The sequence below is a fragment of the Bacteroidia bacterium genome (assembly GCA_019695265.1).
Lineage (GTDB): Bacteria > Bacteroidota > Bacteroidia > JAIBAJ01 > JAIBAJ01 > JAIBAJ01.
This window is the reverse complement of sequence record JAIBAJ010000107.1, coordinates 1-12,833: the sequence shown is the minus strand read 5'-3', so window position 1 is coordinate 12,833 and position 12,833 is coordinate 1. Positions and strand designations below refer to the sequence as shown.

General features: G+C 36.4%; 8 protein-coding genes. 6 read left to right on the top strand and 2 right to left on the bottom strand.

Features of this window, described 5'->3' with window-relative positions:
* A partial coding sequence (locus tag K1X82_12835; protein MBX7182991.1) for a DUF1697 domain-containing protein occupies window positions 1-500 on the bottom strand: 500 nt, incomplete at its 3' end.
* 147 nt (window positions 501-647) lie between these two features.
* Between K1X82_12835 and K1X82_12830 the strand changes: the two genes are divergently transcribed.
* Together K1X82_12830 and K1X82_12825 are read left to right on the top strand one after the other, a co-directional pair.
* Window positions 648-1,682 carry an acyl transferase gene (locus tag K1X82_12830; GenBank protein MBX7182990.1) on the top strand — a complete coding sequence of 345 codons (1,035 nt, stop codon included), beginning with the start codon at window positions 648-650 and terminating at the stop codon, window positions 1,680-1,682.
* 199 nt (window positions 1,683-1,881) lie between these two features.
* Window positions 1,882-3,978: a T9SS type A sorting domain-containing protein gene (locus K1X82_12825; protein MBX7182989.1), complete on the top strand. Its 2,097-nt coding sequence runs from the start codon at window positions 1,882-1,884 to the stop codon at window positions 3,976-3,978.
* 339 nt (window positions 3,979-4,317) lie between these two features.
* On the opposite strand, the gene K1X82_12820 is transcribed toward K1X82_12825, so the two are convergent.
* The gene (locus K1X82_12820) at window positions 4,318-5,484 is read right to left on the bottom strand and encodes a hypothetical protein (protein ID MBX7182988.1); all 1,167 of its coding nucleotides are present in this window, start codon (window positions 5,482-5,484) and stop codon (window positions 4,318-4,320) included.
* Between the two features lie 74 nt (window positions 5,485-5,558).
* On the opposite strand from K1X82_12820, the gene gatB reads away from it, so the two are divergent.
* The 4 genes from gatB to K1X82_12800 all read left to right on the top strand — a co-directional run.
* On the top strand, window positions 5,559-7,013 hold the full coding sequence (gene gatB, locus K1X82_12815; protein ID MBX7182987.1) for an Asp-tRNA(Asn)/Glu-tRNA(Gln) amidotransferase subunit GatB: 1,455 nt from the start codon (window positions 5,559-5,561) through the stop codon (window positions 7,011-7,013).
* Between the two features lie 9 nt (window positions 7,014-7,022).
* Entirely contained in the window at window positions 7,023-7,601 is a 579-nt protein-coding gene (locus K1X82_12810; protein ID MBX7182986.1) for an aminodeoxychorismate/anthranilate synthase component II, read from the top strand.
* Between the two features lie 393 nt (window positions 7,602-7,994).
* Entirely contained in the window at window positions 7,995-8,792 is a 798-nt protein-coding gene (locus K1X82_12805) for a hypothetical protein (GenBank protein ID MBX7182985.1), read from the top strand.
* 332 nt (window positions 8,793-9,124) lie between these two features.
* Window positions 9,125-12,833, top strand: a 3,709-nt coding sequence (locus K1X82_12800) for a hypothetical protein (protein MBX7182984.1), incomplete at its 3' end; no start/stop codon positions are given.

The window sequence follows — 12,833 nt, the reverse complement described above, 5'->3', positions numbered from 1 at the left end:
TTATTGGTCGTATTCCAATTGCGGGTGCTTGCCTTTTGTTGTAGCTTGTTCTCCAAAAAGTTGTTGTTTATTTTAGTATTACCATACGATGGGGTTTTTAAGTATATTTCTTTGCCAACCAATACCAATTCTTCGTCGGTTCCAACAAATTCCTGGGCTTTTTTAAATTGCTCCTGAGTTGGAGTTTTTTCAAGAAAAACCAAGTAACTTTTTTCACGATCCGGACTTTCAAAAGGATTCTTCCCAACCAGGTCTTGCAGTTCTTCCTGACTTCTGATAAATACAGGTACTTCATATCCGAAATGTTCCAGAATAGCTTGTTCTAGAAGGAGTTCCAAGCCTTTTCTATTCGAACTGGTGAATACTACATTACCACTTTGAATATAGGTTTTTACATGTCCTAATCCTTGCTTTTCAAACAAACCTTGAAGTTCTTTCATAGGAATAATTTTTTGTCCGCTTACATTGATTCCTCTTAAAAGTGCAACTAGTTTTTCCATTTTTTTTTAGGCGGTTCAAATGTAGGCAGAAACGACAGAACAGGTTAAACTTTCTCGATAAGTAAGGCTGGTTTGATGTGGTTTTGTTTAGGGATTTCAATTTTTATTTCTAATCGGATTTGTCAACATTTTACCACCTTTGCAGCAATGAAACCAAACCGAGATTACCTGTTAAACCTTGCTGAAAAAGCTATTCGGATTGATTTGTCAGATAAGGATTTTCTGGAATTGAGTTTGGAACAATTTCGCTTGCATGGAAAATGGAATCCTATCTATTCGGAATGGATTCAATACCTGAAAATTGACATTTCCTCCGTTTCCGGCCTGGAACAAATTCCATTTTTACCGGTTCGTTTTTTTAAACAGTTTAAGGTTGGTCTGGAATTCACCAACAGAATCGATTCCTTGTGTTTTACATCCAGTACTACTACCGGAACACAACCATCCCGACATTATGTACCGTTCCCGGAAGTATATGTGTCTAGTTTTTTAAAGGCATTTGAACAAGTTTATGGTTCCATTTCAGAATGGACTATTTTCGCTCTCTTACCCGGTTATCTGGAACGCTCAGGCTCTTCCTTGGTCTATATGGCCGACTATCTTATTCAACATTCGAATAGCCTCTTGAGTGGTTTTTACCTGAACGATTTTTCTTCCCTGGCTCAAAACCTTCAAAATAGTTTGGCCTCAGGACGAAAAACAATGTTGTTAGGGGTTAGTTTTGGTCTTTTGGATTTTATTGAATCTCCTGAATTTGCTCTGTTTGATTCGAATAAAGGGTCTAACCTTGTTGTTATGGAAACAGGTGGTATGAAAGGTAGACGAAAGGAATTAACTCGGATGGAATTGCATCTGGAATTAACCAAGGCTTTTGGGGTTGATTACATTCATTCAGAATATGGGATGACTGAATTGCTGTCTCAGGCATATTCATTGGGAGAAGGCGTTTTTAACACTCCGCCCTGGATGAAAATTCAACTTAGAGAAACCGACAATCCATTAGCCGCCATGTCTTTAATAAATAGAGTAGGTGGGGTGAATGTGATAGATTTAGCGAATTGTTTCTCTTGTCCTTTTTTAGCCATTGATGATCTAGGGAAAGTTCATGAAAATGGTCAGTTTGAAATTCTAGGAAGGTTTGATCAGGCAGAGGTCAGAGGCTGTAATTTAATGTTGAATTAGGTCATCCAAATCCGAAGGCCTTATAACTATGGCTGAAGGGGAACAAGTTTTTTTGATAAGGTTCCTGAAAATAGGAAATCCGATAATCAGTGAAAACGAAAAATAAGGAGAAGTAAGATTAATGCTTTGGTTTTGAAGTTGTGGCTTCTAATTATTTGGCTTATTTTGCAAATATGTTTTAATAATTACTTTTGAAAGTATGAAAAGAAGCGCAATTATTGGGTTAGTTTGCTGGTTGTTAGGTGCTAATTATTCAATTGCACAAGACTTGCTTCATTGTGGTGCAGATGAAATCCGTATTAATACCTTAAAAATGCATCCTGAGGTTGCTAAGGCTGTAGTTAAAAGAGAAGCTGAATTGGAAAAATTTACTAAAGAGTTTTCTCTTAATCGCTCCATTTCTGCTAACTCCGATTCTCCATTGTATATCATTCCTGTGGTTTTCCATGTTATTCATGATTTTGGTACGGAGAATATTAGCGACGACCAGATTTTGGATGGAATAAGAATCCTGAATAATACCTTTAGAAAGCGTGGTGCCGATACCGCGGATATCATTCCGGCCTTTAAGCCTGTTCATGCAGATTGTCAGATTGAATTTAGGCTGGCAACCAAGGATCCTCAAGGAAATTGTCACAATGGAATTAATCGCATTGCATCTTCCCTTACACGGGTTGGTGATCATTCTGTAAAGAACTTAATTCATTGGGATCCATCAAAATACCTGAATATATATGTATGCATAGAAGCTGCCGGCCTGGCAGGACATTCCATCTGGCCTTCCGATGCCGATACTATTCCTTTATGGGATGGAATTGTTATTGCTCATAGCTATGTTGGAAGTATCGGAACTTCTGACCCTACTCGGTCAGTAGTTCTAGCTCATGAATGTGGCCATTATCTTAACTTGCATCATATTTGGGGAGGTAATAATGTTCCGGGATTTTATTATTATCCTTGTGCCGATCCAAACAAAGATTGTTCAATAGATGATTTGGTTGATGATACTCCTCCTACCATCGGTTGGCAATCTTGCGCCTTGTCAGGTGCCTCCTGCGGAAATACCGTCGATATGGTTCAAAATGCCATGGATTATTCCTATTGTAATATCATGTTCACCTATGGGCAAAGAGATCGGATGCATGCCTGTCTAAATTCTCCTATTGGCCATAGAAATAACCTATGGCAATTGCAAAACCTGATAGAAACCGGTGTGTATCCGCAAACCCAAGAACTATGTGAAGTACAATTTTCCTCCGATAATAAGGTTATATGTGAAGGGCAAAGCGTCTCCTTTATTAACGAAAGTTTCGAAGGCCCATTTGATTCGCTGCAATGGACCTTTAGTGGTGGAAATCCTTCCACTTCGAATACAAATAATCCCTCCGTTGTATATGCAAATCCCGGAACATATGATGTTTCGTTGAAAGTTTATTTAGGTGGATCGTCCAATCAGCTTAATAAAATAGGTGAAATTTCAGTTTTGCCTGCTACTTCCCAACAAGCATTCCCATATATTGAATCTTTTGAAAATGTTAGTAATCTGAATGATGCTGGTTGGTTTGGAAATAGTTTGGATAATGAGAATAATTTCTTAATAAGTTCTAACTTCGGAGCTAGTGATAGCTCTTCGGTTTTTATTACATGTTCTTCTTCTGAATTGACAACCAAAGACGAATTAGTTGGACCTGCAATAGATCTTACCAATGCAACTCAAATCAATTTGTCATTTAAATATGCACATGCAAAACGCGACTCATCTAATACAGACCAGTTGTTGCTATACATGAGGAAGTCTTGCAGCAGTCCTTGGGCTCTCCGTCAAAATATTCAAGGAGATAACCTGGTCACTTCAGCAATAAATCAAGGGGAGTTTGTGCCCGGACCTTCAGATTGGAAACAAGTCTCAGTTAGTATTCCATCAAGTTACTTTCAACCCGATTTTAGGTTCAAATTTGTTTACATTTCCAGGGGAGGAAACCATTTTTATCTGGATGATATAAATCTTGATATTGGGGCAAATGTGTCAAATTACAAGGCTTTGGAGGGCGCTACTTTATTCCCTAATCCTGCCAGTACGGAGCTTTATCTTAATTTTTCCATGAATGACCCTCAATTGTTTTCCTTAGAAATTCTTGATGTAATCGGGCAAAAAATTAGGCAAACCGAAAAACTGCATGCTCTTACAGGGCTTAATTCTTTTCCTATTCAAATAGCAGATCTAAAGTCTGGTTTGTTTTTTGTAAAAATTAGGTTTGAAACAGACGTAGTTGTTATGCCTTTTATTAAGGAGTGATATTGGGGTTCTGTTAAAAATGTCAATCAAAACGAATCTTTTAATTTATGTAATACGGATTATGCGGGCCCCCTCCGCCCAACTAGCTTTTTATTAAGTCCTAAAAAACCTGCACGGGCGTTCGGGTCACGCTATCGGCTGTAGTCCTCGGCCCACTTGGCTAGCGCCGCGTGTGCCTGTGGGCTACTTGCCTCTATCGTTGCCCGATGCGCTACCTATAAAAATAATTTTAAACCCAAATAGTTTCTGTATCTATAAGCCTTATTCAATGTTTTTTTTTTTCAAACATCTTAATTATCTAATTTAAAATTGATTTTTTTATCGGATAAAATGTTTTTTTTAGTCTATTATTGGTGCTCTTTCAAATTCTATATTTGGGTCAAATATTATTCGATATGTAATATATGTTCTCCATTTTTTACATTCAAGATTTTCAATTACTTTCAACATTTTAGGGTTAAAATCTCCTATCCATGTTAAAATTATATTGTCATATCTATTAAGCGGATATACATGTTTTTCGGCAAATTTTATCATTAATCCTTCAACTCCTTTTCCTTGATATTCCTTTGTTACTCCAAATACAATGCTATACATTGTTCGGCAATCTCCTTTTAATTTATGATACATAAATTTTATTTTACCCCACCAATTTAAATTCCCATTTACATATTTAAAAAGTTCATTTAATTCCGGAATACTGATGTAAAATCCTATTGGTTCGTCCTTGTAGTAAGCAAAGTAGGTGATGTCCGGATCAAGAATAGGTTTTAATTTATTCATAATGTTCATCGCTTGTTCCTTTTCCATCGGTTTGAAGTTGTCATGACCTCCCCAGGCATTGTTATAAATTGTCCTAAAATCTTCAGCAAATTTTCCAAGGTTTTTTTTGTCAATTATTTTGCAATTGAAATTGGAATCTGAGCTTAATAAATTTTCCGATTTCTTGACAAAAATATCTTGCGCCGGCTGATACACCGCTCTTTGGAAAACATATTGTTCGTAGTAAGTCCTAAAACCATAAGCTTCGAAATGTTTTTGATAATATGCCGGGTTGTAGTTCATTCCGTAGGTGGTTGGATTGTCAAAGTTGGTTACCATTAATCCCCAAAATTGATCTTTTTCACCAAAGTTAATCGGCCCATCCATGGCCTTCATTCCTTTTGATTCTAGCCAGTTTCTGCATGTGTCGAAAAGCAGAAATGCCGCAGATTGGTCATCAATCGACTCAAAAAAGCCAAATCCACCGGTTGGTTGCTTAAAACTATCACTTAACTTTTTATTGATAAATGCAGCTACTCTTCCAATTAGCTCTCCTTGGTCGTTCTTTAAAATCCATCGTTTTGCCTCACCATGTTTCCAGAATTTATTTTTCTGAGGATCAAAAATTTTTTCAATATCTTGCTTAAGATGGGGTATCCAAAGAGGATCATTTTTATAAATAATCGACGGGATTTGATGAAAGGCGCTTATTTCTTTCTTTGATATGACTTCAATAACCTGCATTTACAAAAGTATAATTTTTGATTTTAACCTGCCTAAACTTCCTCCTTTTTTCCCACCTTTGCAAATTCAATCTTATGAGTGTGTACGAGAAATACGAAGCTGTTATTGGACTTGAAGTCCATATCCAATTATTAACCTCATCCAAAGCTTACAGCAACGATCCGGCTGAATACGGAGCAATGCCTAATACCTTGGTTAGTGCAATCTCCTTAGGGCATCCCGGAACCTTGCCAATGGTAAATAATAAAGTTATCGAGTATGCTGTTAAATTAGGATTGGCGGTTGGTGCCAATATCCGAGAAGTGAATAGTTATGCGAGGAAAAATTATTTTTATGCAGATTTGCCTAAAGGGTATCAAATAACTCAAGATACTACTCCGATTTGTACAGGCGGTGCCATTTCCATCAAATTAGATAGCGGAGAAGAAAAAGAGATTAAAATTACTCGAATTCATATGGAGGAGGATGCCGGTAAAAGCATTCATGATATTGACCCATTCCATACCTTGGTAGATTTGAACAGAGCAGGTGTGCCTTTGTTGGAAATGGTTTCTGAGCCGGATATTCGCTCTGCAGATGAAGCATATAAATACCTTACAGAAGTTAGAAAGTTGGTTAGGTATTTATCGATTTGTGATGGAAACATGGAAGAAGGTAGCATGCGTTGTGATGCAAACGTTTCGGTTAGACTTAAAGGTGAATCAAAGTTCGGTAGAAAGGTAGAGGTAAAAAATATGAACTCCATCAGGAACGTTCAAAGGGCTATTGAGTTCGAAATAAAACGACAAATTGAAGCAGTTGAGGAAGGAATTGAAATAAGCCAAGATACCAGAAGTTTTGATGCATCCAATGGAACAACATTTCTTCTGAGGAGTAAAGAAATGGCAAATGACTACAGATATTTTCCTGAACCTGATTTGCCTCCTGTTGTAGTTACTCAGGATTATGTTCAAGGGATTAAAATTGTTCTCCCTGATTTGCCCAATGTGCTTCTTAAACGGTATCAACATTCATTGGGTTTAAGTGAATATGATTCGTTAATTCTGACCGAATCAAGGGAACTTGCTGAATATTTTAATGTTCTAATTAAGCATTGTTCCAACTACAAAGCTTCAGCAAATTGGCTTTTAGGTCCGGTTAAATCTTATTTGAATGAAAATGGATTAAATATAACCCAGTTTGCAATTTCCCCGGAACGTTTAGCTCATTTAATTGATTTGGTTGATCAAGGTAAAGTCAGCTTTTCTGTTGCTGCTCAACAATTGTTTCCAAAAATGGTTGTAGATCCAAGTAGTACTCCTTTGCAGTTAGCCGAATCCTTGAACCTGCTGCAAGATAGTAGCAGTGAAAATCTTATGGAGTTTGTAATTGCAGCCGTTGATAAATACCCGGAAAAGGTAGCCGAATATAAAAGCGGAAAAGTTGGACTAATTGGATTGTTCATGGGTGAAGTAATGAAACAATCGAAAGGAAAAGCTGATCCCAAACTGGCAAATAAACTTACTAAGGATTATTTGGATTCACTTTAATTCGAAGTTTTGAAATTTCTTCTCATTGATAACTATGACTCCTTTACATTTAATCTTTACCATTACCTTTTGGTAAATAACGATGTTCTGGTTGATGTTTATCGAAATAATCAATTGGAAGATGTTAATATTAATGCGTATGACGGTATAATTTTATCTCCAGGTCCAGGCTTGCCTTGTCAGGCCGGTAAAATGCCCGGCATTATTCAAAAATATGCTAAAACAAAACCATTTCTTGGGATTTGCTTAGGTCATCAAGGGTTAGGTGAATATTTTGGTGCCAAGCTGCTCAATTTAGAGTTCATACATCATGGCGTTTCAAGAGAAACAATTCATTTAGGTAATTCTGTTCTTTTTAAAAACCTTCCCACTGTTTTTAAATCTGCAAGATACCATTCTTGGGGGTTCAAATCAGCCGGTTTCCCTTCATGTTTGAAAGTTACAAGTTTTGACAATGCAGGAATAGTAATGTCCTTCGAACATATTGAATATCCAATAACTGGAATTCAATTTCATCCCGAAAGTATTTTAACGGATTTTGGACATGAAATAATAGAAAATTGGGTTAATTCAATCCAATCGAATTGATAGTTTCAAAATAGAAGTTTGGATTTTTTTAGTCTTGGGGGCAATTTTGAATTTTTATTCCTAAAAGATTGAAATAGGCCAAGGAATAGTAATGAAGATGAAGTTGTAAGCAGCTATTCTTAGTTTGATATTGTTTGATTCATAGAAGTCAATAGATGCATTGGTAAAGCATTTTTTACTTTTTCCTCAAATTGTCAGGTTTGTTTTTTTGATTTCAATTATCAAGATCTGGCTTTGTTTTTTATGTTTCGAAATCTTAAATATTAATTAGAGGGATCCATTTGCTCAAATCCAAAATTGAGTCCGATGGTTGTTTTTGTTATTTTCAGATTTAAACTATGTTTTTTTTGTCTAAAGAAAGATGTAACTTTGCAATCCTAACTTTTGAATTTAATGAAATCCCATTTGCAGGCTTTCAGGTTGATTTTGATTTTAATCTTTTTCTCCTTGGGGAATTTGAGCATTTCTCAAATCCCTCCAACAGCATTAATCCGAATTCAAATTACTTATGGGGTAAGTTTAGATGAAGCAATAGTTTATCTTCATCCACTTGCGACAGATACTTTTGATCTAGATACCTATGATGCTCCTAAAATTTACAGCAGTGTAGATGGTGTTCCCAATGTTATGACTTGGGTGCCTTATAATGGACAATGGGTGAAATTGGGAATGAATGGCTATAAATCTCCTATGTCAGGTGGTTGTCTAACTATTCCTTTGGGAACCAGAGCAACTGCAGATGGAAATTACTTGCTTACTATTTCGGAGTATTATGGATTCGACTCAATGAATATTTACCTTTCACTTTTCGATGCTTATACCAATGATACTATACCTTTTCAAACTTTAAATCAACAATATGCATTTACTGCAAATAATGGTGATTCTGTAAAAGGTCGATTTACTTTATTTATTTGCCAAGATTATCCTGTTGGAGTTAAGGCAGTATCAAACTACAAAAGGAAGATTTGTGAAAATAACATCTGGAAGGGTTTAATTTCAGATGATACTAATCCTTACTCATCAATTAGAAATATTCAGATTTTAGATTTTACTGGAAGTTCCTTATTTGAAGGTAAACTTTCTGATTGGGAGATGAGTTTGAATAATTCCCAATTTCTAAAAGGGGCTTTCATTCTAAAAGTCGTTACTGATTCTGATGTCTGTTTTAGAAAGTTTTTTGTAAATTAATATTCTTCCTTTTCAAAGTTGGTTTTCCTAAAACAGGGGAAAATTGGTTATTAGTCGAAAATTCGACCTCATTTAACGACTTAGTTGCCTTTTTGATATCTTTGCGGACCTTAGATTTTGGAGTGTTCTGGCCAATTTGAATTTTTTGAATTATTTGATTGGTTTGATCTTGCTCTAAAATTTTAGTAAACCAAAAGTTAATAATTACGTATCAACCCACTATGTTTTTACCTATAAAAGGCTATTTGATTTTGTTGAATGAAGTAGCGTTTGTTTGTAAATCATTGGAATTAAATAGTTTATAAAGTAGCGAAAAGATATTTTCTTCTCATATGGAACAATTATACACCACCCTAAAAAAAGCAAAAACCCGAACATTAACCACCCTGTTAGTGTTTGTTGCTGGAATTCAGTTTTCTTCAATTGGTCAGAACCAGAAAATTAGTTCATCAAAGGAACTAACTTCTGAAGTGAAGGATATGCTTGAACATTATGAAAAGCAAATCTACTTTACTCAAAATGCTGGCCAATGGCCGGCCAATGTTTTGTTTAAGGCAGAATTTCCTTTAGGGAAGGCAGTAGCAACCAAGGAAGGTATGCTTGTTGGAACTTATGATCAAAAAGCTGCTTCTCAAAAATTTGAACAAGGTATAAGGGAAGAAGAAGCACACAATAAACACCTTCCTTTCAATGAACCTAAAGTTAAGGTTAATGGTCATGGTTGGTTAATGAAGTTTTTAAATAGTTCTCCTTCTATGAGGGTGGAAAGTAGAACTAAACACAAGGATGTATTTAATTTCTTTGGTTTGGGTGCCAAAGATGTTTCAGCGGTAGGGAATTATCAAGAGATTTGGTATAGTAATGTTTATGATGGCGTTGATGTAAGATATTATCCATCTAAGGAAGGCACTTTAGAGTATGACTTAATTTGTAAACCCGGATTTAATAATAATCAAATCGCTTTAAAGTTTGAAGGTATTGATCAAGTTAAACTTTCTTCAAATGGCTCTATTACTTTAAATACTTCTGTGGGGCCAATGGTTCTGCCAGCTCCAATCGCTTATCAAAAAATTAACGGAAAGAAAGTTATTGTTGAAGCTCACTATGTTGTTTCCAACAATAATGAAATTTCATTTAGTCTTGGGGATTATGATAAAGGTCAAGTATTGATTATTGACCCTATTGCATTGCGCTGGGCAACTTGGGTTAATACAAATTCAACAGGGGAGAATCATGGTCATGGTATATGGGTAGACGCTGCAACCGGTTATATATATATTGTAGCAAGGGTAGATGGTTCCACAAACTTGATTACCGGACCCTTTGATAATTCCGCAAATGGAAGTATTGATTTAATCGTTGGGAAATACCAACAACCTTCTGCTTTGGAAGGAGCAGGTACTCGTGTTTGGCAAACTTATATTGGTGGTTCTGGTGCTGATAATCCATATGCCTTAGAGCAAGGACCAGATGGTAATTTATATATGGTTGGATATACCGCTAGTACCGATTATCCACTCCTAGGAGGAACAGCCTTTAATGGAACAGGTTCAAGTATTGACCATCGTGCTCAAACAACAGATAATATTTTTGTAACTAAAATTAGTCAGGATGGTACTTCTATTAAAAGTGCTGTTGTCGGTGGAAATGGAGATGATGGTGCTTTTGACTTAAGGTTTACTTCTTCTGGAGATATTTTGGTTTGCGGTAATACTGCAAGTACCAATATGGCAACACTTCTTCCAAGCACTGGTGCTTCCAATATCAATAATGGAGGAATAGATGGTTTTGTTTTTAAAATAAATTCCGCCTTAACCACCATTTCTTGGTTTAAGAATTTTGGTGGTGCGAACACGGATCAGCCTACCATCATGTTGAATAATTCAGCTAATGGTGATATTTATGTTGCCGGATATACCAAATCGACCAATTTCCCTACTTTAAATCCAAGACAAAATGCAAGAGCAGGAAATAGAGATGGTTTCTTAATGAAGTTATCTTCTAATGGTACAACAAAATGGTCTTCCTATTTTAATTCAACCTCAGGAAAAAGTTCTTCTATATTATGTATGGAGTTTAATACTTCCAAATCAAGACTTTATTTCGGTGGTATAACAACTGGACTTCCTGTATCAAATGTTCCTGCATCGGGAGGTTATAAAACTTCCTACCTGGGAGGGACAAATGACTTCTTCATTGCCTCCATGGATACCAATCAAACTTTTGTTGCAGGTACCTATTTGGGTGGTAGCAGTGATGAGATTAATATGATGGGTTTAAATGTTGATTTAAATAATGATGTTTACATCTTCGGTTATTCTAATTCAACTGATATGTCCACAGCCTTTTCTGGCGTAAATGGATTGCAAACAACCAATAAAGGAGACTATGATAAAATCTTTGTAAAGTTGTCAAGTGGCCTTAACTCTTTATTATATGGTACCTATTATGGTGGTACATTGTCAGATTATGATCCGGTTGGTGAAAGAGGTATTAAATTTTCTGATTGCCGCATATATACTATTGTAACATCCAAATCAAATGATGTTCCCTTAACCTTTGGAGCTCTCAATACAACAAGAACAAGTACTACCTACGAACCCGGCCTAGTTGTTTGGGCAAATCCTCCAGATTTTCAATCGAATTCAATTACCGGAAGTCAAAAGATATGTTACGCAAGTATACCAACTAGTTTATCAGGTTCCGTACCTTCTTATTCTTTGCCGAGAATTGTTAGAAATGGAACGTCATCTGCCCATACGTCCGTTTCAACCGGTATTGCATATCAATGGCAGTCATCAACTGATAGTATTAACTGGACAAACATTGTAGGTGGAACTACTCAAAATTTGGCTAATTCCTTAATTGGCTCATTAACCCAAACTACCTATTTTAGAAGGGTTGTTAATGGTGATGCTTGTATTATTCCAAATGCGGAAGATCAAGTTGTTGTCATAAAAGTTTATAAAGTTGAAGGAACTGTAACTAATGTAACCTGCAATGGCGCTAATAATGGTAGTATTTCTGTTGTTGCATCAGAAGGTACTCCACCTTATACCTTTTTGTGGAATACTGGAGCAACTACTGGTACCATTTCAGGTTTAGCTCCAGGTACCTACACAGTAAGAGTAACAGATGCACAAGGTTGTTTTACGGATAGGACATATACCGTTACCCAGCCAAATGTTTTGTCTGCTTCAACTTCTTCTAATCCGGCTACTTGTCTTCAAAGCAATGGTTCTGCAACTGTAACCCCATCAGGTGGAACCTCTCCTTACACTTACCTTTGGTCAAATGGTCAAACTACTCAAACTATTTCATCAATACCTGTTGGAAATTATTCAGTTACAGTTAAAGATTCTAAAAATTGTACGGTTTCAACTTCCGTTACTGTAAATCAAACAGGATTAACGGCATCAATTGGAAGTCAAGTAAATGTTTTGTGTAAAGGTGCCGCAACTGGTTCTGTTACAATTACTGCCACAGGAACATCTCCTTATCAATATAAGAAAGATGGTGGTTCTTATGGATCGTCTAATACCTTTTCTGGATTATCAGCAGGCACCTATATTATTACGGTGAAGGACAATGCTGGTTGCACGGTTCCTGTTTCTGTAACAATAACTGAGCCATCTTTTGATGTTACGGCATCAATCACAAATTCAACACCCTTAACATTTTGCGCAGGCGGAAGTGTTTTATTAACTGCAGTTGGCTCGCCAAGTGGCACATATTCCTATGTTTGGAAGAAGGATGGTTCTGTTATTTCCGGTGCAACTTCTTCAACCTATTCTGCAACTCAATCTGGTAGTTATACCGTGGTGGTGACAAGTTCAAATAATTGTTCTGCAACATCTTCACCAACTGTTGTAACGGTAAATCCAAATCCAACAGTATCGATTTCAGCTGGCGGCCCAACTACCTTCTGCGATGGAGGTAATGTTGTATTGACAGCTAACCCAACACCATCAGGTACCTATACCTATGAATGGAAAAATGGAAGTAGCGTAGTAGGTGGAAATACTTCTACATATACAGCCA